21 protein-coding genes, 1 tRNA gene and 1 pseudogene are annotated in these 23,751 nt (G+C 62.1%); 2 read left to right on the top strand and 21 right to left on the bottom strand.

Annotation, left to right across the window (positions count from 1 at the left end; all coding sequences use genetic code 11):
• Positions 1-5 precede the first annotated feature (5 nt).
• From NLY43_RS00310 to rpsL, 8 genes are all read right to left on the bottom strand, one after another.
• Positions 6-299, bottom strand: a complete 294-nt coding sequence (locus tag NLY43_RS00310) for a 50S ribosomal protein L23 (protein ID WP_023672751.1) — start codon at positions 297-299, stop codon at positions 6-8.
• Positions 296-916: a 50S ribosomal protein L4 gene (gene rplD, locus NLY43_RS00305; RefSeq protein WP_023672750.1), complete on the bottom strand. Its 621-nt coding sequence runs from the start codon at positions 914-916 to the stop codon at positions 296-298. Before rplD ends, NLY43_RS00310 begins: the two co-directional genes overlap by 4 nt.
• Entirely contained in the window at positions 916-1,644 is a 729-nt protein-coding gene (gene rplC, locus NLY43_RS00300) for a 50S ribosomal protein L3 (protein WP_023682606.1), read from the bottom strand. Before rplC ends, rplD begins: the two co-directional genes overlap by 1 nt.
• A gap of 60 nt (positions 1,645-1,704) precedes the next feature.
• Positions 1,705-2,013, bottom strand: coding sequence for a 30S ribosomal protein S10 (rpsJ, locus tag NLY43_RS00295; protein ID WP_010909272.1), 309 nt, complete (start codon positions 2,011-2,013; stop codon positions 1,705-1,707).
• A gap of 69 nt (positions 2,014-2,082) precedes the next feature.
• On the bottom strand, positions 2,083-3,258 hold the full coding sequence (gene tuf, locus NLY43_RS00290; RefSeq protein ID WP_023723394.1) for an elongation factor Tu: 1,176 nt from the start codon (positions 3,256-3,258) through the stop codon (positions 2,083-2,085).
• Between the two features lie 65 nt (positions 3,259-3,323).
• Complete coding sequence (gene fusA / locus NLY43_RS00285; RefSeq protein ID WP_023707177.1) at positions 3,324-5,414, bottom strand: elongation factor G; 2,091 nt, start codon at positions 5,412-5,414, stop codon at positions 3,324-3,326.
• A gap of 30 nt (positions 5,415-5,444) precedes the next feature.
• A complete protein-coding gene (rpsG, locus tag NLY43_RS00280; RefSeq protein WP_008875664.1) occupies positions 5,445-5,915 on the bottom strand; it encodes a 30S ribosomal protein S7 in 471 nt (156 codons plus the stop codon).
• Between the two features lie 76 nt (positions 5,916-5,991).
• Positions 5,992-6,363 carry a 30S ribosomal protein S12 gene (rpsL, locus tag NLY43_RS00275; protein WP_006333356.1) on the bottom strand — a complete coding sequence of 124 codons (372 nt, stop codon included), beginning with the start codon at positions 6,361-6,363 and terminating at the stop codon, positions 5,992-5,994.
• Between the two features lie 483 nt (positions 6,364-6,846).
• On the opposite strand from rpsL, the gene NLY43_RS00270 reads away from it, so the two are divergent.
• Together NLY43_RS00270 and NLY43_RS00265 are read left to right on the top strand one after the other, a co-directional pair.
• Positions 6,847-7,128 (top strand): transcriptional regulator, encoded by a 282-nt coding sequence (locus tag NLY43_RS00270; protein WP_023713029.1) that lies wholly within the window; start codon positions 6,847-6,849, stop codon positions 7,126-7,128.
• Positions 7,129-7,234: 106 nt separating this feature from the next.
• Positions 7,235-8,170 (top strand): Gfo/Idh/MocA family protein, encoded by a 936-nt coding sequence (locus tag NLY43_RS00265; RefSeq protein ID WP_023713030.1) that lies wholly within the window; start codon positions 7,235-7,237, stop codon positions 8,168-8,170.
• Positions 8,171-8,216: 46 nt separating this feature from the next.
• On the opposite strand, the gene NLY43_RS00260 is transcribed toward NLY43_RS00265, so the two are convergent.
• The 13 genes and pseudogenes from NLY43_RS00260 to NLY43_RS00200 form a co-directional block, all read right to left on the bottom strand.
• Positions 8,217-8,882, bottom strand: a complete 666-nt coding sequence (locus tag NLY43_RS00260) for an O-methyltransferase (protein WP_023713031.1) — start codon at positions 8,880-8,882, stop codon at positions 8,217-8,219.
• A gap of 78 nt (positions 8,883-8,960) precedes the next feature.
• Positions 8,961-13,157, bottom strand: coding sequence for a DNA-directed RNA polymerase subunit beta' (gene rpoC, locus NLY43_RS00255; protein WP_023667434.1), 4,197 nt, complete (start codon positions 13,155-13,157; stop codon positions 8,961-8,963).
• Positions 13,158-13,304: 147 nt separating this feature from the next.
• Entirely contained in the window at positions 13,305-17,441 is a 4,137-nt protein-coding gene (gene rpoB, locus NLY43_RS00250; protein ID WP_023686024.1) for a DNA-directed RNA polymerase subunit beta, read from the bottom strand.
• A gap of 248 nt (positions 17,442-17,689) precedes the next feature.
• Complete coding sequence (rplL, locus tag NLY43_RS00245; protein WP_023667436.1) at positions 17,690-18,067, bottom strand: 50S ribosomal protein L7/L12; 378 nt, start codon at positions 18,065-18,067, stop codon at positions 17,690-17,692.
• Positions 18,068-18,121: 54 nt separating this feature from the next.
• A complete protein-coding gene (gene rplJ, locus NLY43_RS00240; RefSeq protein WP_023667437.1) occupies positions 18,122-18,640 on the bottom strand; it encodes a 50S ribosomal protein L10 in 519 nt (172 codons plus the stop codon).
• A 375-nt stretch (positions 18,641-19,015) separates the two neighbouring features.
• A complete protein-coding gene (gene rplA, locus NLY43_RS00235; RefSeq protein WP_023667438.1) occupies positions 19,016-19,714 on the bottom strand; it encodes a 50S ribosomal protein L1 in 699 nt (232 codons plus the stop codon).
• A gap of 4 nt (positions 19,715-19,718) precedes the next feature.
• Entirely contained in the window at positions 19,719-20,147 is a 429-nt protein-coding gene (gene rplK, locus NLY43_RS00230) for a 50S ribosomal protein L11 (RefSeq protein WP_006333334.1), read from the bottom strand.
• A gap of 172 nt (positions 20,148-20,319) precedes the next feature.
• On the bottom strand, positions 20,320-20,847 hold the full coding sequence (gene nusG, locus NLY43_RS00225) for a transcription termination/antitermination protein NusG (RefSeq protein WP_006333333.1): 528 nt from the start codon (positions 20,845-20,847) through the stop codon (positions 20,320-20,322).
• Positions 20,848-20,874: 27 nt separating this feature from the next.
• Complete coding sequence (secE, locus tag NLY43_RS00220) at positions 20,875-21,078, bottom strand: preprotein translocase subunit SecE (protein ID WP_023667439.1); 204 nt, start codon at positions 21,076-21,078, stop codon at positions 20,875-20,877.
• 490 nt (positions 21,079-21,568) lie between these two features.
• Positions 21,569-22,036: a hypothetical protein gene (locus NLY43_RS00215; RefSeq protein WP_023725782.1), complete on the bottom strand. Its 468-nt coding sequence runs from the start codon at positions 22,034-22,036 to the stop codon at positions 21,569-21,571.
• A 73-nt stretch (positions 22,037-22,109) separates the two neighbouring features.
• A pseudogene (locus tag NLY43_RS00210) lies at positions 22,110-22,574 on the bottom strand (Hsp20 family protein).
• A 428-nt stretch (positions 22,575-23,002) separates the two neighbouring features.
• Positions 23,003-23,078 (bottom strand) — tRNA-Trp (locus NLY43_RS00205).
• Positions 23,079-23,238: 160 nt separating this feature from the next.
• Positions 23,239-23,721 carry a group II truncated hemoglobin gene (locus tag NLY43_RS00200; protein ID WP_023713032.1) on the bottom strand — a complete coding sequence of 161 codons (483 nt, stop codon included), beginning with the start codon at positions 23,719-23,721 and terminating at the stop codon, positions 23,239-23,241.
• Positions 23,722-23,751: the final 30 nt, after the last annotated feature.

Genomic DNA, 23,751 nt, shown 5'->3' with positions numbered 1-23,751 from the left:
CTAGCTCAGAGACCCGTCGCGACGTCGATCGACTGGCCGTCGGCCAGTGTCACAATCGCCTTCTTGACGTCGCTCTGGCGGCCGATCGTGCCGCGGAAGCGCTTGATCTTGCCCTTGCGGACAAGCGTGTTCACGGCCGTAACCTTGACGCCAAACAGCGCTTCGACAGCGGCCTTGATTTCCGGCTTCGACGCCTTCTTGGCGACGTTGAAAACAACCTGGTTGTTCTCGGAAGCCATGGTCGACTTTTCCGTGATCGCCGGCGAGACGATCACGTCGTAATGACGGAGGTCGGTCATTTAAAGCGCTCCTCGAGAGCCTCGACGGCGGCCTTCGAAAGGACCAGCGTGCCGCGGCGCAGAATGTCGTAGACGTTGATGCCCTGGATGGGCAGCACGTCGATGTTCGGGATGTTGGTCGCCGCCAGCTTGAAGTTCTGGTCAAGCTCGGCACCGCCGATCACCAAGGCGTTGGTCAGGCCCAGTGTCGCGAAATTCGCGATCAGCGCCTTCGTCTTGGCCTCGGTCAGCTTCAGCTCGTCGATGATGATGATCGACGCGCTCTTGGCCTTGGCCGAGAGAGCATGCCGCAAGCCCAGAGCGCGCACCTTCTTCGGCAGATCGTGCTCGTGGCTGCGAACGACCGGGCCGTGGGCCTTGCCGCCGCCGCGGAACTGCGGAGCGCGTGCCGAATGGTGACGGGCGCGGCCCGTACCCTTCTGCTTGTACATCTTGGCGCCGGTGCGCGCGATTTCGGCGCGGCCCTTGGCCTTGTGCGTGCCCTGCTGCCGTTTGGCCAGCTGCCAGCGCACGACGCGCTGCAGGATGTCCTCGCGCGGATCAAGGCCGAAAATCTCCTCGGAGAGTTTCACCTTGCCGGCGTCCTTGCCGCCAAGCGTTGTGATCTTGAGATCCATTATTCTGCTCCCTCTGCGGCCGGAGCCTCGTTCTTGGCGCCACTCTCGGCGGCAACGGCGCGGATCGCGGCAGGCTTCGGCGCGTTGGCCGGCAGTGCCACCTTGGCCGCATCGCGGACCAGGATCCAGGCGCCCTTCGATCCGGGAACCGCACCGCGGATCAGGATCAGGCCGCGGTCGGCGTCGGTCGAAACGATCTCGACATTCTGTGTGGTGACGCGGGTGTCGCCCATGTGGCCAGCCATATGCTTGCCCTTGAACACTTTGCCCGGGTCCTGACGCTGGCCGGTCGAACCGTGCGTACGGTGCGAAACCGAGTTACCGTGCGTCGCGCGGCCACCACCCATGTGATGGCGCTTGATGACGCCCTGGAAACCCTTGCCGATCGTCGTGCCCGTCACATCGACCTTCTGGCCGGCGACGAAGTGCTCGACGGTGATCTCGGCGCCGACATCGATCATGTTGTCGGCGGAGACGCGGAACTCGGCGACCTTCGCCTTCGGCTCGACGGAAGCGGTCGCGAAATGGCCGCGCATCGCCTTCGACGTGTTCTTCACCTTGGCAAGGCCAACGCCGAGCTGGACGGCGGTATAGCCGTTCTTCTCCTGCGTGCGCTGAGCCACGACCTGGCAGTTCTCCATCTGGAGAACGGTGACGGGAACATGTTCCCCGGCATCATTATAGATGCGGGTCATTCCCACCTTCTTTGCAATCACACCTGAACGCATCGGTTCAATTCCTTTAGAGTTCCGGGCCAGGGGCACCGCCCTTACCGCGCTCTCATTCCCTTAGAGCTTGATCTCGACGTCGACACCGGCGGCCAGATCGAGCTTCATCAAAGCATCGACCGTCTGCGGGGTCGGATCGACGATGTCGAGCAGACGCTTGTGCGTGCGCATCTCGAACTGCTCGCGGCTCTTCTTGTCGACGTGAGGCGACCGGTTGACCGTGAACTTTTCGATCCGCGTCGGCAGCGGAATGGGGCCGCGGACGTTTGCTCCGGTGCGCTTGGCCGTCGACACGATTTCTTTCGTCGAGGCGTCAAGCACGCGGTGATCAAACGCCTTCAGGCGGATGCGGATATTCTGTCCGTTCATGCGTCACTTCCTTGTTCTGGCGCGGCGCGGGCAAATCCTGCGCCCGCGACAGATCGGTTTAAGTCCAAATTACTCTTTGATGGTGACGACGATGCCGGCACCGACGGTGCGGCCGCCTTCACGGATGGCGAAGCGCAGCTTCTCTTCCATGGCGATCGGCACGATCAGCTCGACATCGACCGTGATGTTGTCGCCGGGCATAACCATTTCCGTGCCTTCCGGCAGCGACACGATGCCGGTCACGTCGGTCGTGCGGAAGTAGAACTGCGGACGGTAGTTGGTGAAGAACGGCGTGTGACGGCCACCTTCGTCCTTGGTCAGGATGTAGGCTTCGGCCACGAACTTCTTGTGCGGCTTCACCGTACCGGGCTTGGCCAGAACCTGGCCGCGCTCGACGCCTTCACGATCAACGCCGCGCAGCAGCGCGCCGATGTTGTCGCCGGCCTGGCCCTGATCGAGCAGCTTGCGGAACATCTCGACGCCCGTGCAGGTCGTCTTGGTCGTCGGACGGATGCCGATGATTTCCAGTTCCTCGCCGACCTTGACGATGCCGCGCTCGACGCGGCCGGTCACGACCGTGCCACGGCCCGAGATCGAGAACACGTCTTCGATCGGCATCAGGAACGGCTTGTCCAGCGGACGAACCGGCGTCGGGATATAGGCATCGACCGCAGCCATCAACTCGCGGATCGCATCTTCGCCGATGGTCTTGTTGGAATCTTCCAGAGCAGCCAGCGCCGAACCCTTGACGATCGGAATGTCGTCGCCGGGGAACTCGTTCTTCGACAGAAGCTCGCGAACCTCGAGCTCGACCAGTTCGAGCAGCTCGGCGTCGTCGACCTGGTCGACCTTGTTCAGGAACACCACGATCGACGGCACGCCGACCTGACGGGCAAGCAGGATGTGCTCGCGGGTCTGCGGCATCGGGCCGTCGGCGGCCGACACGACCAGGATCGCGCCGTCCATCTGCGCGGCGCCCGTGATCATGTTCTTCACATAGTCGGCGTGGCCGGGGCAGTCGACATGGGCGTAGTGGCGCGCTGCCGTCTCGTATTCGACGTGCGCCGTCGAAATCGTGATGCCGCGGGCCTTCTCTTCGGGCGCCGCATCGATCTGGTCGTAGCGCTTGTACTCGCCAAAATACTTCGTGATCGCCGCCGTCAGCGACGTCTTGCCATGATCGACGTGGCCAATCGTGCCAATGTTCACATGAGGCTTGTTACGCTCGAATTTACCTTTTGCCATGTGATGTCTCCAATCTGCTCGCCCGTACGGGCCTTGAATTAAGTTACCGATGCAACCCGTTCAGGTTACGCGTATTTCTTCTGGACTTCCTGGGCGACCGCGGTCGGCACAGGCTCATAGTGATCGAACTGCATCGTGTAGGCCGCGCGGCCCTGGCTCATCGAGCGCAGGTTGTCGACGTACTTGAACATGTTGGCCAGCGGCACCATCGCGTTGATGACGACAGCCACGCCACGCGCTTCCTGGCCCTGGATCTGGCCGCGACGGCCGTTCAGGTCGCCGATGACGCTGCCGACATAGTCTTCCGGGGTCACGACTTCGACCTTCATGATCGGCTCGAGCAGCTGCACGCCAAGCTTGGGTGCGGCTTCACGGAAGCAGGCGCGGCCGGCGATTTCGAAGGCCAGAACGCTGGAGTCCACATCGTGGTAAGCGCCGTCGATAAGCGTCGCCTTGACGCCGATCATCGGGAAGCCCGCGAACGGACCCGACGACATGACGCTGTTGATGCCCTTTTCGACACCCGGGATGTATTCCTTGGGAACCGCACCGCCGACGATCTTGGTCTCGAACTCGAACTCCGAGCTTTCCGGGTTCGGTTCGAACACGATCTTGACGCGGGCGAACTGACCGGTACCGCCGGTCTGCTTCTTGTGGGTGTAGTCCTGCTCGTGCCTGCGGGTGATGGTCTCGCGGTAAGCCACCTGCGGCGCGCCGACATTGGCCTCGACCTTGAACTCGCGACGCATGCGGTCGACGATGATGTCGAGGTGAAGTTCGCCCATGCCCGAAATGATGGTCTGGCCGCTTTCCTCGTCCGTCTTGACACGGAAGGACGGATCCTCGGCAGCCAGGCGGTGAAGGGCGAGGCCCATCTTTTCCTGGTCGTTCTTGGTCTTCGGCTCGATGGCGATCTGGATGACCGGATCGGGGAATTCCATGCGCTCGAGGATGACCGGGTGCAGCGGATCGCTGAGCGTGTCGCCGGTGGTCGTGTCCTTGAGGCCAGCCAGAGCAACGATGTCGCCGGCAAAGGCTTCTTCGACGTCGGCGCGCGAATTCGCATGCATCTGCAGCATGCGGCCGATGCGCTCTTTCTTGCCCTTGACGGTGTTATCGACCGAGATGCCCTTGGTCAGCTTGCCCGAATAGATGCGGGCAAAGGTCAGCGAACCGACGAACGGGTCGTTCATGATCTTGAAGGCCAGCATCGACAGCGGCTCGTTGTCGTCGGCATGACGCTCGATCTCGGCGTCGGTCTTGGCGTCGACGCCCTTGATGGCGGGAACATCGGCCGGCGACGGCAGGTATTCGACGACGGCGTCGAGCAGCGGCTGCACGCCCTTGTTCTTGAAGGCCGAGCCACAGAACATCGGGTAGAACTTGACGGCGATGGTGCCCTTGCGGATCAGCGCGCGGATCTCGTCATTCGACGGCATCTTGCCTTCGAGGTAATTCTCGAGTGCCGTCTCGTCCATTTCGACAGCGGCTTCGATCATCTTCTCGCGGTATTCTTCGGCACGGGCCTGGAGATCGGTCGGGATCTCGACGACGTCCCAGGCTGCGCCCAGCGTCTCGTCGCGCCAGACCAGCGCGTTCATCTCGACGAGATCGACAACGCCCTTGAATTCAGTCTCAGCGCCGATCGGCAGCTGCATGACGACGGCATGCGCACCAAGACGCGAGCCGATCATCTCGACCGAGCGGTAGAAGTCGGCGCCGATCTTGTCCATCTTGTTGCAGAAGATCATGCGCGGAACTTTGTACTTGTCGGCCTGGCGCCAGACAGTCTCGGTCTGCGGCTCGACACCGGCATTGGCATCGAGCAGCGCAATGGCGCCGTCGAGCACGCGCAGCGAACGCTCGACTTCGATGGTGAAGTCGACGTGTCCGGGAGTGTCGATGATGTTGAAGCGGTACATCTTGCCGCTGCGACCCTTCCAGAAGGTCGTGGTGGCGGCGGACGTGATGGTGATGCCGCGCTCCTGCTCCTGCTCCATCCAATCCATGGTGGCAGCGCCGTCGTGGACTTCGCCGATCTTGTGCGACTTGCCCGTGTAATAGAGGACGCGCTCGGTGGTCGTCGTCTTGCCGGCGTCAATATGCGCCATGATACCGAAATTGCGGTAGTCTTCGATTTTGTATTCGCGGGCCATCTTGGATGCCTTCTCAGTCTCGTTCGCGCTTTACCAGCGGTAGTGTGCGAAAGCGCGGTTGGCTTCAGCCATCTTGTGGGTGTCTTCACGCTTCTTCACGGCGGTGCCGCGGTTGTTGGCTGCGTCCATCAGCTCGCCGGAGAGGCGGTCGACCATGGTGGTCTCGTTGCGGTTGCGGGCCGCGGCGATCAGCCAGCGGATCGCCAGGGCCTGGCGGCGCTCGGGGCGCACATCGACCGGAACCTGGTAGGTAGCGCCGCCGACGCGGCGCGACCGGACTTCCACATGCGGCGCGACATTGTCGAGAGCCTGATGGAAGACGGTGACCGGCTCCTGCTTGGTCTTCGACTGAACCTGGTCGAGCGCACCGTAGACGATGGTCTCGGCAACCGACTTCTTGCCGTCATACATAACGGCGTTCATGAACTTGGTGACGATCAGATCGCCGAACTTCGGGTCCGGATTGATCTCACGCTTTTCTGCACTGTGACGACGCGACATGGCTTTTGTCTCTCAATCTCGTAGCCCGACGCATTCAAGCAGCGCCAGGGCCGGAAAATCTTACTTCGGACGCCCCTTACTTCGGACGCTTGGCGCCGTACTTCGAACGGCGCTGCTTGCGGTTCTTCACGCCCTGCGTGTCGAGCACGCCGCGGATGATGTGGTAGCGCACGCCCGGAAGATCCTTGACGCGGCCGCCGCGGATCATGACCACGGAGTGTTCCTGAAGGTTGTGGCCTTCGCCGGGGATGTAGCCGATCACTTCAAAGCCGTTGGTCAGGCGGATCTTGGCCACCTTGCGCAGTGCCGAGTTCGGCTTCTTCGGCGTCGTTGTATAGACGCGCGTGCAGACGCCCCGCTTCTGCGGGTTCTGCTGCATGGCCGGGACCTTGTTGCGCTTCACCGGCGCAATGCGCGGCTTGCGGATCAGCTGGTTGACGGTAGGCATTAAACCCTCTTGTCTCTCAATTCCGTGTCTCGCCCGGTCAGGGCCGCTCAAAGCGCCAATTCCATACGCAAATTCGGGCCATAAACCGCGCCTCGCGGTCCTGCCCGAACAAAATGCAGAGGAAGCGGGAACCGCTTCATGCGCGCCGGAAATGTCTTTTCGCTCGTAAAACGAACCCTGTTTGAGGCAAACTCCAAAGCGTGTCGCTTCGGAAGGGAGAGCCTCACATCGGTTCTGACTGGGCGGCTTCTACTCGCAAGACCGTGAACCGTCAACCCCGGCACGCCAAATATTGCGCGCTGACGACGGCTTGGCAGCCATGTGAAAGACGCATGTAATTTTCTTTCTTCATTTTGCAAGGCAGAGGAAGAAAGTGACCCGCGCTGACCGGCTTTGGCTGTCATGCGCGGGTTCTTCATGGCAAAAGGCGCCATGGACAGCGCAAATCCCCTCGCCCGCACCCGTCTCAAAAGGAATCAGCCCGTGAACGACAATGAGGAGCGCCCGGTCACCATCATCACCGGCCGCGTCTGGAAAAAGAAGGGCGGCAAGCCGGAAGGCGTGCATGTGATGCTGGTCGCGCCCGACGACGATTCGGCCGTGCGCCGGGCGCTCGAATCGCTCGCCGCCGAAGGCTATGCCGAAGCTGAGCTCGACCAGATCGGCGATATGGAGGGCGTACCCGACGAGGAGCCGCATCTGTCGGCCTTCCAGGGCGCGCTCGAAGGCGAAGTGTCGATCGTTACGTTCGAGGTTCCGCTCTGAGCGTCGCCGGCTGCTTGCGCCTGTCACCGCGCCGGCTTGCCCGGCACCGGTTCTCTGCTAAGAACCGGGCGACTTAACCAGCCAAATTCGAATCCGCGGAGTTCCCATGCCCTCGAACAATGGTCCCATCAAGCTCGGCATCGTCGGCGTCGGCAAGATCGTGCGCGACCAGCATCTGCCGGCAGTGGCGAAGGATGCGGACTACCGCCTCATCGCCGCCGCCAGCCGGCACGGCAAGGTGGACGGCATCCCGAATTTTCCGACCATTGAGGCGATGCTCGACGCGGTGCCGGAACTCGAGGCCGTGTCGCTGTGCATGCCGCCGCAGTTCCGCTACGACGCGGCACGCACGGCGCTGATTGCGAAGAAGCATGTTTTCCTGGAGAAGCCGCCGGGCGCCACTGTCAGTGAGGTCGAGGACCTGAAGCGGCTGGCGGCAGCCAATGGCGTTTCACTGTTCGCCAGCTGGCATTCGCGCTACGCGCCGGCAGTGGAGGCCGCGCGCGCCTTCCTGGCGTCCGCCAAGGTCAACTCGGCCGCCATCGTCTGGAAGGAAGATGTCCGCCGCTGGCACCCGAACCAGGATTGGATCTGGGCGCCGGGAGGTTTCGGCGTCTTCGATCCCGGCATCAACGCACTGTCGATCGCAACCCACATCCTGCCGGCGATGTTCATCACCTCGGCCGTCCTCGACTTTCCGGAAAACCGCGCCTCGCCTGTGGCGGCCCACGTGACCTTCCGCACCTCGGATGGGTTGCCGGTGACCATGGAGCTCGACTGGCTGCAGACGGGACCACAGAGCTGGGACATCCGGGCGGACACCGACAAGGGCAAGATGGTGCTGTCCGGCGGCGGCACCAAGCTCGCCATCGACGGCAAGTTGGTTCACGACGAGCCGGAGGCCGAATATCCCCAGCTTTACCGGCGCTTCGCCGAAGTCGTACGCGACGGCGTCTCCGATGTCGATTTGGCACCCCTGCAGCACGTGGCCGACGCCTTCATGCTCGGCAAGCGCAATGTGGTGGAAGCGTTCTTCGATTGAGCGATGAGTTCTGCCGGACCGCAGTCCGGACACTCACCATGCAGCCTTACTCGACGATCGCAATCGCAAAGCCGTCATAGCCTTTGGCGCCGACGGTCTGGATGGCGGTGCCGTCCAGGCGCTTGTCGCCGCCGATGAAGGAAAACGCACCGCGTGCGCCTTCGACATACGCGTCACGGCCATCGTCGTTGAGCACGGTGCCGTCGCGGATGACGTTATCGCAGATGATGACCGTCCCCGGCCGCGACAGGCGCATGGCCCATGACAGATAATTCGGGTTGTTCGGCTTGTCGGCGTCGATGAAGATCAGATCGAACGGACCGGCATTTTCGGCAGCCAGCGTCTCAAGCGACTGAAGCGCGGGGCCGATCCTGAGCTCGACCTTGTCCGACACCCCTGCCCGCTCGAGATTCGAGTGCGCGACTTTTGCATGATGCGGCTCGAGTTCGAGCGTCACGATCTTGCCGCCGACGGGCAATCCCCTTGCCATCCAGATGGTCGAGTAGCCGCCGAGCGTGCCGATCTCCAGCACCTTCCTGGCGCCGCTGATGCGGACCAGCAGCGACAGCAGCTTGCCCTGCGCCGGCGATACGTCGATGGCCGGCAGGCCCTGGTCGCGGTTGGCCGCAAGCACCGCTTCGAGGATGGGATCCGCCTCGAAGAGAGAGGAAACGATGTAGTCGTCGACGTCAGTCCATACCTTCTTGCTCATGTTTTCCTCGATCCGATTAGGGTCAAAACGCGGAAAGGGGCCACTTGGGCCCCTTTCCTTCTTCTCGTCCTGCCGCGCTTACTGCGCGGCGTTGACCATGTCGGTCAGCATCGGCTCGGCGACCTCGACACCGGAGGCCTTGCGGCGCTCGTCGATGATCAGTTCGTCGCGCGAGGTGGCGATGCGCCGGATCTGGCTCATCGTGCCGCCGGTACCGGCCGGGATCAGCCGGCCGACGATGACGTTTTCCTTCAGGCCCTGCAGCATGTCGGTCTTGCCGGCAACCGCAGCTTCGGTCAGCACCCTGGTCGTCTCCTGGAAGGAGGCGGCCGAGATGAAGGACGGCGTCTGCAGCGAGGCCTTGGTTATGCCCAGCAGCACCGGCTGGCCTTCGGCCGGCTTCTTGCCGTCCTCGACCAGGCGCTCGTTGACCTCTTCCAGTTCGATCACGTCGACGTGGTCGCCCGGAATGTAGGTCGAGTCGCCCTGCACCGTGATCTCGACCTTCTGCAGCATCTGGCGAACGATCACCTCGATGTGCTTGTCGTTGATCGACACGCCCTGCAGACGGTAGACTTCCTGGATTTCGTTCACGAGGTAGGAAGCAAGTGCTTCCACGCCCTTGATCGCCAGGATGTCGTGCGGCGCCGGATTGCCGTCGAGGATGTAGTCGCCCTTCTCGATGACGTCGCCGTCCTGGAGATGGAACGGCTTGCCCTTCGGGATCAGGTATTCGACCGGCTCAAGCGTCGAGTCATGCGGCTCGATGATGATGCGGCGCTTGTTCTTGTAGTCGCGGCCGAAGCGGATCGTGCCATCGATCTCGGCGATGATGGCGTGATCCTTCGGACGACGTGCCTCGAACAGTTCGGCAACACGCGGCAGACCGCCGGTGATGTCCTTGGTCTTGGCGCTTTCCATTGGGATACGCGCCAAAACGTCGCCGGGACGAACCTGCGAACCCGGCTCGACCGAAAGAATGGCCTCTACCGAGAGCAGGAAGCGGGCGTCGCCGCCCTTCGACAGCTTGCCGACCTTGCCCTTGGGGTCAAGGATGGCGATCGCCGGCTTGAGGTCGTTGCCGCGTGGCGTCGAGCGCCAGTCGATGACCTCGCGCTTGGTGATGCCGGTCGATTCGTCGGCCGTTTCCTGAACGGAAATGCCGTCGACCAGATCCTCGTACGACACCTTGCCCTCGATTTCGGTGAGGACGGGGCGGGTATAGGGATCCCATTCGGCGATACGCTGGCCGCGCTTCACCTTGTCGCCATCGTCCACGAAGATGCGCGAACCATAGGTAAGGCGATGCGAGGCACGCTCCTTGCCGGCTTCGTCGAGGATCAGCACCGCCATGTTGCGGCCCATGACCATCTGCTGGCCGTCCGAGTTGCGCACCACGTTGCGGTTGCGGATCTCGACCTTGCCCTCATACGAGGCTTCAAGGAACGAGCTGTCCACCACCTGCGCCGTACCGCCCATGTGGAAGGTACGCATGGTGAGCTGGGTCCCCGGCTCGCCGATCGACTGCGCCGCGATAACGCCGACGGCTTCGCCCTGGTTGACCGGGGTGCCGCGGGCAAGATCGCGTCCGTAGCAGACCGCACAGACGCCGATCCTGACCTCGCAGGTCAGTGCCGAGCGAATGCGGACCGACTGCACGCCGGCCTTTTCGATCTTTTCCACGTCACGTTCGTCCATCAGCGTTCCGGCCTTGACCAGAACCTCACCCGAAACCGGATGCGTGATGTCGTCGAGCGAGGTGCGGCCCAGCACGCGCTGGCCGACCGAAGCGACGACCTGACCGGCATCGACGATCGGCTGCATGGTGAGGCCCTTGTCGGTGCCGCAATCCACGGAGTTGACGATGCAGTCCTGCGCCACGTCGACCAGACGACGGGTGAGGTAGCCCGAGTTCGCCGTCTTCAAGGCGGTGTCGGCCAGACCCTTGCGGGCGCCGTGGGTCGAGTTGAAGTACTCGAGCACGGTCAGGCCTTCCTTGAAGTTCGAGATGATCGGCGTCTCGATGATTTCACCCGAGGGCTTTGCCATCAGGCCGCGCATGCCGGCGAGCTGACGCATCTGGGTGGGCGAACCACGCGCACCCGAATGCGACATCATGTAGATCGAGTTCATCGGCTTTTGACGGCCACTGTCCTCGAACTCGACGGCCTTGATGCGGGCCATCATCTCGTCGGCGACCTTTTCCGAGCACTTGGCCCAGGCGTCGACGACCTTGTTGTACTTCTCGCCCTGCGTGATCAGGCCGTCATTGTACTGCTGCTCGTATTCCTTGGCCAAAGCTTCGGTGTCGGAAACCAGCTTGATCTTGGCGTCCGGGATCAGCATGTCGTCCTTGCCGAACGAAATGCCGGCGCGGCAGGCGTGGCTGAAGCCGAGGGCCATGATGCGGTCGCAGAAGATGACCGTCTCCTTCTGACCGCAGTGGCGGTAGACGGTGTCGATCATCTTGGAGATGTTCTTCTTGGTCATCTCCTGGTTGGCGGTCTCGTAAGGCACGTTGACGTTCTTCGGCAGCAGTTCGCCGATGATCATGCGGCCAGGCGTGGTGTCGTAGATTTTCGACACGACCTTGCCTTCGGCGTCGACCGTGCGGAAACGACCCTTGATCTTGGAGTGCAGCGTCACCGCCTTGGTCTCGAGCGCGTGCTGGAGTTCGCCCATGTCGGCAAACACCATGCCTTCGCCCGGCTCGTTCTGATTGACGATCGAGAGATAGTAGAGACCCAGGACCATGTCCTGCGAAGGCACGATGATCGGCGCGCCGGAAGCCGGGTGCAGGATGTTGTTGGTCGACATCATCAGCACGCGGGCTTCAAGCTGCGCTTCCAACGAGAGCGGCACGTGAACGGCCATCTGGTCGCCGTCGAAGTCGGCGTTGAAGGCCGTGCAGACCAGCGGATGCAGCTGGATCGCCTTGCCTTCGATCAGGATCGGCTCGAACGCCTGGATGCCGAGGCGGTGCAGCGTCGGTGCACGGTTCAAGAGCACCGGATGCTCGCGGATGACCTCGTCGAGGATATCCCAGACTTCCGGACGCTCCTTCTCGACCAGCTTCTTGGCCTGCTTGACGGTCGAGGAGAACCCCTTGGCGTCGAGGCGGGCGTAGATGAACGGCTTGAACAGTTCGAGCGCCATCTTCTTCGGCAGGCCGCACTGGTGCAGCTTGAGCTCCGGACCGGTGACGATGACCGAACGGCCCGAATAGTCGACGCGCTTGCCGAGCAGGTTCTGGCGGAACCGGCCCTGCTTGCCCTTCAACATGTCGGACAGCGACTTCAGCGGACGCTTGTTGGCGCCGGTGATGACGCGGCCGCGACGGCCGTTGTCGAACAGCGCATCGACGGCTTCCTGCAGCATGCGCTTTTCATTGCGCACAATGATGCCGGGCGCGCGCAGCTCGATCAGCCGCTTCAGGCGGTTGTTGCGGTTGATGACGCGGCGATAGAGATCGTTCAGGTCGGACGTCGCGAAACGTCCACCATCCAGAGGAACCAGCGGGCGCAGGTCCGGCGGGATCACCGGAACCACCTTCATGATCATCCATTCCGGACGGTTGCCGGACTCCATGAAGTTCTCGACGACCTTGAGTCGCTTCAGATACTTCTTCTGCTTCAGCTCGGACGTGGTCGAAGCCAGTTCCGAACGCAGGTCGCCGGCGATCTTCTCCAGGTCCATGCCGGCCAGAAGGTCATGAATGGCCTCGGCACCGATCATGGCGGTGAACGAATCCTCGCCATATTCGTCGACGGCGATCATGTACTCTTCCTCGCTGAGCAGCTGGTGCTCCTTCAGCGCGGTTAGGCCAGGCTCGGTGACGATGTAGTTCTCGAAGTAGAGGACGCGCTCGATGTCCTTCAGCGTCATGTCGAGCAGCGTGCCGATGCGCGACGGCAGCGACTTCAGGAACCAGATGTGAGCGACAGGTGCCGCCAGCTCGATGTGGCCCATGCGCTCGCGGCGAACGCGCGACAGCGTGACTTCGACGCCGCACTTTTCGCAGATGACGCCCTTGTACTTCATGCGCTTGTACTTGCCGCACAGGCATTCATAGTCCTTGATCGGGCCAAAAATGCGCGCGCAGAACAGACCGTCACGCTCCGGCTTGAAGGTGCGGTAGTTGATGGTCTCCGGCTTCTTGATCTCGCCGAACGACCAGGACAGAATCTTCTCAGGGCTGGCGAGCGATATCCGGATGGAATCGAACACCTGCGCCGGCGCCTGCGGATTGAAGAGATTCATGACCTCTTGGTTCATGCCGTTCTCCTTTTCGGGGTCCTCGAAAACCCCTTGCATCTAACGCGGGCCAAATGCCCGCTGAGTGGTCGGCCCACTGGCCGTAGAATTTGTTGCATCCGGTCGCGGCGTTCCGCGACCGGATGTCTTGCTTACTCGGCCGCGCCCCTATTCGGCAGCATCTGGCAGCCGGACAGGGTTGTCGTCGAGCTTGGTATTCTCCAGCTCGACATTGAGGCCGAGAGACCGCATTTCCTTGACGAGCACGTTGAAGCTCTCGGGAATGCCGGCCTCGAACGTGTCGTCGCCGCGCACGATCGCCTCGTAGACCTTGGTGCGGCCGGCGACATCGTCCGACTTCACCGTCAGCATTTCCTGCAGCGTGTAGGCGGCGCCATAGGCTTCCAGCGCCCAGACCTCCATTTCGCCGAAGCGCTGGCCACCGAACTGCGCCTTGCCGCCCAGCGGCTGCTGGGTAACGAGCGAGTACGGACCGATCGAACGCGCGTGGATCTTGTCGTCCACCAGGTGGTGAAGCTTGAGCATATAGATATAGCCCATCGTCACCTTGCGATCGAACGGCTCGCCGGTGCGTCCGTCATAGAGCTGCGACTGACCGCTGGTGTGCAGGCCCGCCTGCTCCAGCATGATGTTGATGTCGACTTCATGCGCGCCGTCGAACACCGGTGTCGCGATAGAGACGCCGCGGCGCATCTGCTCGCTGAGGCGAACGATGCTCTCGTCGTCATATTCGCGGACCGGCTCGTTGCGGTCGTTGGCTGGGATGAAGCTCTCAAGCGTCTTGCGCAACGGCTTGATGTCTCCAGCCGTCTTGTACGCGTCGATCAGCTCGCCGATCTTCTTGCCCATGCCCGCGCATGCCCAGCCCAGATGCGTTTCCAGGATCTGGCCGACATTCATGCGGCTCGGCACACCCAGCGGGTTGAGCACGATATCGGCATGCGTGCCGTCCTCGAGGAAAGGCATGTCCTCGACCGGAACGATGCGCGACACGACACCCTTGTTGCCGTGACGTCCGGCCATCTTGTCGCCCGGCTGCATCTTGCGCTTCACGGCCACGAAGACCTTGACCATCTTCATGACGCCAGGAGGCATTTCGTCGCCGCGCTGGACCTTCTCGACCTTGTCCATGAAGCGCTGCTCGAGCGCCTTCTTGGAATCGTCGTACTGGCCACGCAGGGCTTCCAGTTCGCTCTGGAGCTTTTCGTTCTCCACCGCAAACTGCCACCACTGCGAACGCGGATACTCGTCCAGCGTGTCCTTCGACAGCTTCGAGCCCTTCTTGAAGCCCTTCGGCCCGGCAATCGCTTCCTTGCCGACGAGAACGTCGGAAAGGCGCGAATAGACGTTGCGGTCGAGGATCGCCTGCTCGTCGTCGCGGTCCTTGGCGAGGCGTTCGATCTCCTCGCGTTCGATCGCCATGGCGCGCTCGTCCTTCTCGACGCCGTGGCGGTTGAAGACGCGCACTTCGACGACGGTGCCGAAGGTGCCCGGAGGCATGCGCATCGAGGTGTCGCGAACGTCGGACGCCTTTTCACCGAAGATGGCGCGCAGGAGCTTTTCTTCCGGCGTCATCGGGCTTTCGCCCTTCGGCGTGATCTTGCCGACCAGGATGTCGCCCGGCTGCACTTCCGCGCCGATATAGACGATGCCGGCTTCGTCGAGGTTCTTCAGCGCTTCTTCCGAAACGTTCGGAATGTCGCGTGTGATTTCCTCCGGTCCAAGCTTGGTGTCGCGGGCCATGACCTCGAATTCCTCGATGTGGATCGAGGTGAAGACGTCGTCGGCCACGATGCGCTCGGAGAGCAGGATCGAGTCCTCGTAGTTGTAGCCGTTCCACGGCATGAACGCGACCAGCACGTTGCGGCCGAGCGCCAGATCGCCGAGCTCGGTCGACGGACCGTCGGCGATGATGTCGCCCTTGTTGACGCGGTCGCCCATGCGCACCAGCGGACGCTGGTTGATGCAGGTGTTCTGGTTCGAACGCTGGAACTTCATCAGCCGGTAGATGTCGACGCCCGACTTGCCGGGATCGAGATCTTCCGTGGCGCGGATGACGATACGCGTCGCGTCCACCTGGTCGACGATGCCGCCGCGGCGGGCGCCGATGGCGGCGCCCGAGTCACGGGCAACGATCGGCTCCATGCCGGTGCCTACGAACGGCGCTTCGGCGCGCACCAGCGGCACGGCCTGACGCTGCATGTTGGAGCCCATCAGCGCGCGGTTGGCGTCGTCGTTCTCGAGGAACGGGATCAGCGCCGCGGCCACGGACACCATCTGCTTGGGCGACACGTCCATCAGATCGACGTTTTCGCGCGGCGCCATCATCACTTCGCCGGCGCTGCGGCAAATGACGAATTCGTCGACGAAACCACCATTCTTGTCGAGCTCGGCATTGGCCTGCGCGACGTGGTGCTTGGACTCTTCCATAGCGGAGAGATAGACGACCTCATTGGTCAGCTTGCCGTTGACGATCTTGCGGTACGGGCTTTCGATGAAGCCGTACTTGTTGACGCGCGCGAAGGTCGCCAGCGAGTTGATCAGACCGATGTTCGGGCCTTCCGGCGTCTCGATCGGGCAGATGCGGCCGTAATGCGTCGGGTGCACGTCGCGCACTTCGAAGCCGGCGCGCTCGCGGGTCAGACCGCCCGGGCCAAGTGCCGACAGGCGGCGCTTGTGGGTGATCTCCGACAGCGGGTTGGTCTGATCCATGAACTGCGACAGCTGCGAGGAACCGAAGAACTCGCGCACGGCGGCAGCCGCCGGCTTGGCGTTGATCAGGTCCTGCGGCATCACCGTATCGATCTCGATCGAGGACATACGTTCCTTGATCGCGCGCTCCATGCGCAGCAGGCCGACGCGGTATTGGTTCTCCATCAGCTCGCCGACAGAACGCACGCGGCGGTTGCCGAGATTGTCGATGTCGTCGATCTCGCCCTTGCCGTCGCGCAGCTCGACCAGCGTCTTGACCACGGCCAGGATGTCGTCCTTGCGCAGCACACGCACGGTATCCTCAGCCTTGAGCTCGAGGCGCATGTTCATCTTGACGCGGCCGACGGCCGACAGGTCGTAGCGCTCCGAGTCGAAGAACAGCGAGTTGAACATGGCTTCGGCGGTTTCAAGCGTCGGCGGCTCGCCCGGGCGCATGACACGGTAGATGTCGAACAGTGCGTCCTGGCGGCTCTCGTTCTTGTCGACGTTGAGCGTATTGCGGATGTAGGCGCCGACATTGACGTGGTCGATGTCGAGAACCTTGATCTCGCTTTCGCCCGTGCCGAGCAGCACCTTCAGCGTCTTTTCGTCGATCTCGTCGCCGGCTTCGAGGAAAATCTCGCCGGTGCCGTAGTTGACGATGTCCTCGGCCAGGTAGTTGCCGAGCAGATCCTCGTCGGTCGCCTTGATCGCCTTCAGACCCTTTTCGCCAAGCGCCCTTGCCTGGCGGGCGGTGATCTTCTTGCCGGCCTCGACGACAACTTCGCCGGTGTCGGCATCGACGAGGTCGCCAACGGCCTTCAGGCCGCGGAAACGCTCGACGTTGAACGGGATGCGCCAGTGGTCGCCGGCGCGCTTGTAGGTGATCTTGTTGTAGAAGGTCGACAGGATTTCTTCGCCGTCCATGCCGAGCGCCATCAAGAGCGACGTCACCGGAATCTTGCGGCGGCGGTCGATACGGGCGTGCACGACGTCCTTGGAATCGAACTCGATGTCGAGCCACGAACCGCGATAGGGAATGACGCGCGCCGCAAACAAAAGCTTGCCCGAGGAGTGCGACTTGCCCTTGTCATGGTCGAAGAAGACGCCCGGCGAACGGTGCATCTGCGAGACGATGACGCGCTCCGTGCCATTGACGATGAAGGTGCCGTTGAGCGTCATGAGCGGCATGTCGCCCATATAGACGTCCTGCTCCTTGATGTCCTTGATCGACTTTGCGCCGGTATCCTCGTCGATATCGAACACGATGAGGCGCAGCGTCACCTTGAGTGGCGCGGCATAGGTCAGGTCGCGCTGACGGCATTCGTCAACGTCGAATTTCGGTCCTTCGAACTCGTACTTCACGAACTCCAGCATCGAGGAGCCGGAGAAATCGGAGATCGGGAAAACCGACTTGAAAACGGCCTGCAGTCCCTCGTCCGGACGCCCACCCTTGGGCTCCGCCACCATTAGGAACTGGTCATAGGATGCTTTTTGAACCTCGATCAAGTTCGGCATCTCCGCAACTTCCGGAATCTTTCCGAAGAACTTGCGTACGCGTCTGCGGCCATTGAAAGTCTGGGTCTGGGCCATCGTCGCTCCTTAGCTATAAACTCGGGGCGAGCCTCGCCGCGGCTCACCTTGCATGCGCGGCCACCTCGGCGGCGGCCCCTGATCTGTTTCCCGCCGCCTGGCGGCAACGGCTAAAACGGGAGAAAACCCGTTTCCTGAAGGCCGGTTTCGGCCCTCAGGAAAGAGGTTCTCGTACATCTCGCGCTACGCATCCTCCCCTCTGATGAAGGGAGTGGCGGACGGCGCGAGGCCGCCCGCCGCTTTTACGCTTACTTCAGGTCGACTTTGGCGCCGGCTGCTTCCAGCTGGGCCTTGAACTTCTCAGCGTCAGCCTTGGAAACGGCTTCCTTGACCGGCTTCGGAGCTGCTTCGACCAGATCCTTGGCTTCCTTGAGGCCCAGGCCGGTGATGGCGCGGACTTCCTTGATGACGTTGATCTTCTGAGCGCCTGCCTCGGTGAGGACGACGTCGAATTCCGTCTTTTCCTCAGCCGGAGCAGCAGCAGCGGCAGCGCCGCCGGCAGCGGCAACCGCCACCGGAGCAGCAGCCGAAACGCCCCACTTTTCTTCCAGAAGCTTCGACAGCTCGGCCGCCTCGAGGACGGTCAGCTTCGAAAGGTCGTCTACGATCTTTGCCAGATCAGCCATTGTTGTATTCCTTCATCAGGTTCGAACGTGTGTTTGTGATAGCGAGGAACGGCCTCATGCCGCCTCGTCCTTCCGGGCGTAAGCGCCGATGACGCGCGCGACCGAAGCCGCTGGCGCATTGACGATCTGGGCGATCCGGGTTGCCGGCGTGGCGATCATGCCAACCAGCCTGGCGCGCAGCTCATCGAGCGACGGAAGTGTGGCGAGTGCCTTCACACCGTCGGCGTTGAGCGAGGTGGTGCCCATTGCGCCGCCGAGAATGACCAACTTGTCATTTCCCTTGGCGAAATCGGACGCGACCTTCGGCGCCGCAATCGGATCCTCCGAATAAGCGATCAGCGTCTGTCCCTTGAACAGGTCGATGATCGATGCGGAGTCCGTGCCCTGAAGAGCGATTTTGGCGAGACGGTTCTTCGCGACTTTGACGGTGCCACCGGCAGCGCGCATTTTCGACCGAAGGTCGTTCATTTGCGCGACGGTGATACCGGCGTAGTGGGCCACGACGACTGAACCAGCGCCTGCAAAAGCACCATTCAGGCCCGTGACGAGTTCGCGTTTTTCCGCTCTGTCCACTGCCTATCTCCAGTTGACCCCTGGCCCCGCTAGTGGGACAGGCGTCGGGTTGCCTTTTTGCCGGCCGGGCCATCCATTACAGATCTCCCGAACGACGCTCGAGGATCCTGCCCCCTTTCGCCACATCGACGGCAAGCCGGAGATGCGCAGACAAAAGGCAAACACGGTTCGAACCTTTCATTGGAGCTTGTCGCTCCGTTGTCCGGTTTTCACCCGTCTCATGCAGGCCCAATTCAATTAAGGCTTCTGGGCCGCCTGCAATCTCGGACAGGATGTCCGGAAGCCTCTCGACTTCCGGTACCGGGCCGCCGACAAGTCGGAGGCCCGGAATTCACTTGCGGATCAGCGCCTTGGCAGCCGATCCAGATGTTCGTATCAAGACGCTGCGAGCGTCGAGACGTCGAGCTTGAGGCCCGGGCCCATCGTCGAGGTGACCGACACCTTCTTGACGTAGTTGCCCTTGGCGCCAGCCGGCTTTGCCTTGGTCACGGCATCGGCGAAGGCGCGGACGTTTTCTTCCAGCGCCTTGACGTCGAACGAGACCTTGCCGACGCCGGCATGAACGATGCCGGCCTTCTCGACGCGGAACTCGACAGCGCCGCCCTTCGATGCCTTGACGGCGGCGGCGACGTCGGTGGTGACGGTGCCGACCTTCGGGTTCGGCATCATGCCGCGCGGGCCGAGCACCTTGCCCAGACGGCCGACCAGCGGCATCATGTCCGGCGTGGCGATGCAGCGATCGAAGTCGATCGTGCCCTTCTGGACGATGTCGACCAGATCCTCGGCACCGACGATGTCGGCGCCGGCGGCGCGAGCCTCATCGGCCTTGCCGCCACGTGCGAACACGGCGACGCGGACAGAGCGGCCGGTGCCGTTCGGCAGGTTGACCACGCCGCGGACCATCTGGTCGGCATGGCGCGGGTCGACGCCGAGGTTCATCGCAACTTCGATGGTCTCGTCGAACTTCACCGTCGAACGGTCCTTGAGCAGCTTCAGCGCCTCACCAAGGGCATAGGCCTTGTTGGGGTCGATGCCGTCGCGGGACTTCGATACACGCTTTGCAATCTTTGCCATGATCTCAGCCCACCACTTCCAGACCCATCGAGCGGGCGGAGCCCTCGACCATGCGCATGGCCGCCTCGACGTCGTTTGCGTTCAGATCCTTCATCTTCTGTTCGGCAATGGCGCGCACCTTGTCGCGACCGATCGTGCCGGCCTTGATCTTGCCCGGCTCTTTCGAACCCGAAGTCAAGTTCGCCGCCTTTTTCAGGAAGTAGCTCACCGGCGGCGTCTTCATGACGAAGGTGAAGGACTTGTCCTGGTAATAGGTGATGACGACCGGGATCGGCGATCCCTTTTCCATTTCCTGGGTCTGCGCGTTGAACGCCTTGCAGAATTCCATGATGTTGATGCCGCGCTGACCAAGTGCCGGGCCGATCGGCGGAGACGGCGTAGCCGATCCCGCTTTGACCTGGAGCTTGAGCTGGCCTGCAATTTTCTTAGCCATCTCTTTCCTGCCTTTATCTCATGCCGGCCCCAGTATCGGGAACACCGGCGGTTGCAGTCTGGTGGTGCGGTCCGCGCGGCCGGCTAAAGCCGCATTCGCCTCCCACCCGTTCATGGCCGCGCGCTTTCCGCGCCGCCTCCCCTTGCCGGCGAACCGGCGCAGGGTTTTCGGATCAGCCCTTTTCGACCTGTCCGAATTCCAGATCGACCGGCACGGCGCGCCCGAAGATCGAAACTTCCACCTTGAGCCGCGCCCGCTCCTCGTCCACTTCCTGGACGAAACCGTTGAACGAGGCGAACGGACCATCCGAAACGCGGATCGCCTCGCCGATCTCGAAAGTGACCGAGGGCTTCGGCCGCTCGACGCCTTCCTGAACCTGGTTCAGGATGCGCTGCGCCTCGGCTTCGGTGATCGGCACCGGCTTGGAGTCACCGAGGAAGCCGGTGACCTTCGGCGTGTTCTTGACCAGCGAGAACACCGCATCGGTCAGATTGGCCTTGAGCAGCACATAGCCCGGAAAGAACTTGCGCTCGGCATCGACCTTGCGGCCGCGGCGGATTTCGACGACCTTCTCGGTCGGCACCACGATCTGCTCGATATCGGCGGACAGGCCCTTCTGCTTGGCCTTGTTCTCAATGTCCTCGGCGACCTTCTTTTCGAAGTTCGAATAGGCGTGGACGATGTACCAGCGCGCGGTCATTTCAAGACTTCTCCGTAATCGCCGGACTTAATGGCCGAGGCTCAGTAACCGCTCGATCGCGTAGCCCATGGCCACGTCGGCGGTGAAGAAAAAGATCATCGCGATGACCGCGAATACGAGCACCATCACCGTCGAGATCATCGTCTCCCGGCGCGACGGCCAAGTCACCTTGGCGGTCTCCGCGCGGACCTGCTGGAGAAAGACGAAAGGATTTGTGGTTTTCGAAGCCATATGCCGCTCTGTCTTCAAGACCCGTTGGCCGGGTCTCCTGGATGATCCCGCTGGCCGGGACGTGCCGCCTGGGTTCAAGTCGGCGCCGAATCAGCGCCATTTCGCCCATGCAAATCGGACGCGTAAAGCCGGCTTCCCAGCTCCACGCGTCGCGTGTCTGTTGTGTCTACATAAAACCGATTCTTGATCCACGCAAGTGGCAAGTGTCCGCTTTATGACCAAACGCCGCCTCGGAACCATCCAGTCGTCCCGTCCCGGCTATCGGGGCCTTATGCCTCAGTTCGCCCAATATGGCAAGCCACCTGCCGTTTTTCAATGCCGGACCCCATTCCGGAGGATGCATCCGGAAGATCAGGCACGTGATTACAAGTTCGAGGAAATGGCGTTGAGGTCGAACCTGCGACCTGCTGTTTTGGAAACCAAATGAAGCGCACGCAAGATTGGAATCCAGCTGCCCATGCCGAGGCAGCTGGATCAACCCAAGGTTAGCTCAGGCGCAGGCGAGTTCGACCCCGGCCACTGCGCCGATTCCGCGTGGTGGGCGTGGGCGCGGCGCGATCACTGCCGGGCACGGGGGCGGGTCGTCGTCATCGTCGGGGCCGAAAGAACGGCCACTATGCCGCCAAGCTTTGAGAACGCTGCGGCGCGAGGAGGGTCGCCAAGGCAGCACCCGGCCTGAAGTCTCTTTCCCCAGCGTGGGTTTCTCATCCAGAGCCTTCAACGCCCTCAGAATCTGGTCGACAGGGATTACCGTGCCGTTGTCCAGGCGGCGCAAGGCAGGCTGGTTTTCCACCGCGCAGGCATCGGACGCCCACGAGGAAAGCAGTGCCCGCTTTTCTCCACGACTGAGGCGTGGATGGTTGATGACGTTGTCTGGATTGTCGAGCAGGCACAAAGAAGTTTCAATTTTGCCCGAGCGTGCCGCAGAAAGTGTCGGTGTCTCGTAGAAGTTGTCCATCTCCATTCTCCGCAATCTGGGCCTCCCGGCCGAAGCCGGGAGGCGGACCGCAGGGATAACTGAATCGGTACGATTAGGCCGCTTTGCGGGTGCGTTCCGTATCCTGGGCGATCTGCTTGCCGCCCACCTGAGCGTCGCCGGCCCCGATGCTGATGCGGCGCGGCTTCAGCTCTTCGGGAATCTCACGGACGATGTCGATGGTCAGGAGACCCTTCTCAAGGTTTGCTGCCTTGATCTTCATGTGGTCGGCAAGCTTGAACGTCTGCCTGAAACTGCGGTAGGCGATGCCCTAGTGCAGCAGCTGGCGTCCGCTCTGGTCATCAACCTTCTGGCCTACCACGACCAGTTCGGGTCCATGCTGGGTCAGCTCAACCTCATCCTGGCTGAAGCCTGCGATGGCCATCGAGATACGGTAATCGTTCTCGTCGACCTTCTCGATGTTATAGGGCGGCCAGTCCGGACGCGTGCCGCTGTCGAGCATGTCAAAAAGCCGGTCGAAACCGACGGTGGTCCGATAGAGAGTATCAAAGGTTCTCATAGCCACATCCTCCTTGAAGCAACATGGGTACAAGGGCGCCGCCCAGCAGCGCCGCCTTTTGCCAAGCCAATCGGCCTCGGCGGGAAACGAATTAGGAAGGGCCGAAAACGGGTTCAAGAGCCCTGTTCAGAAAATTTCAGAAGCCAGGCCAGCATCCCGCTTCCAATAATTCGCAGCCGCTGAAAAGCGGCCGGCGGCAGCAAAATAGGCCTATTCTGAATTGTGAACGCAAATGGCAATTGGCTCGCCAATGGCAGTTGAATCAAGGAAATCGGTTCGTGGAAATACGTCGACTTCGGCATTGCGCATCAGCGCTCTCGCTCTGCGCATGCCTTCGGAACGTCCCTCGTCGAGTACGCGGCTTCAGCCCAACCAAACGAGGAGCCAAAACAAGGCGTTTCTAAAATGCCGGATTCCAACGAGGAAAATGGCACGGGCAGCAGGGCTCGAACCTACGACCTGCGGTTTTGGAGACCGCCGCTCTACCAACTGAGCTATGCCCGTACGCGCGTTTCAGCGCAGGCGCTTCCTAAAAGCTTCCGGGCGCGCTGTAAAGAGTTGTCTGACGCGCTTTCAGATCCTTTGCCGGAAATCCGGATAGGTGATGACCAGCCCGTCCCTGCCGATCTCGATTTTTCGCCTGCCTGAAGCCGCATGCCGGCGCTCAGCCCCCGGCCGGAGGCTTGTACGGTCCGCCCGGCACACCCCAGCCCCAGGCCGGCATCGGTTCCGTCTGCGGGTCGCAGGTCTCGCCGAGGGTGGAGTTCATCTTGGCCAGCCGCGATCCCCACTCGACATAGCCGATGAAGGCGGAGCGGAATTCGGGATCGTCCGGCAGCCCGACCGCGTCGGCTGCATCGGCAAGCAGGCTGATCCAGCGGCGGCGCTGTTCCTCCGTCAAATGCTTGCCGAGATGATGCATGACCATCTCGCGGTGACCGCCAAATTTCTCGCTGTAGGTCTTCGGCCCGCCAAAAACCTCGCCGATAAAGGCCGCGACATGCGCGGGATGATCCGGCGACATGTGTTTGAACACCGGGCCGACCACCGGGTCGCGGGACACCTTGTCGTAAAAGGTTTCCGTCAGCCGATTGAGGGCTTCGATGCCGCCGGCCCATTCGTAGAGTGTCGGGATATCCTGGCTCATTCTCGATCCTCCCCCGGGCGACGCCTGCCA

The sequence above is a fragment of the Mesorhizobium sp. C416B genome, from assembly GCF_030323165.1.
In the GTDB taxonomy this organism is placed as follows: domain Bacteria; phylum Pseudomonadota; class Alphaproteobacteria; order Rhizobiales; family Rhizobiaceae; genus Mesorhizobium.
The sequence above is the reverse complement of the archived record's forward strand: the minus strand, read 5'-3'. Positions and strand labels throughout refer to the sequence as shown.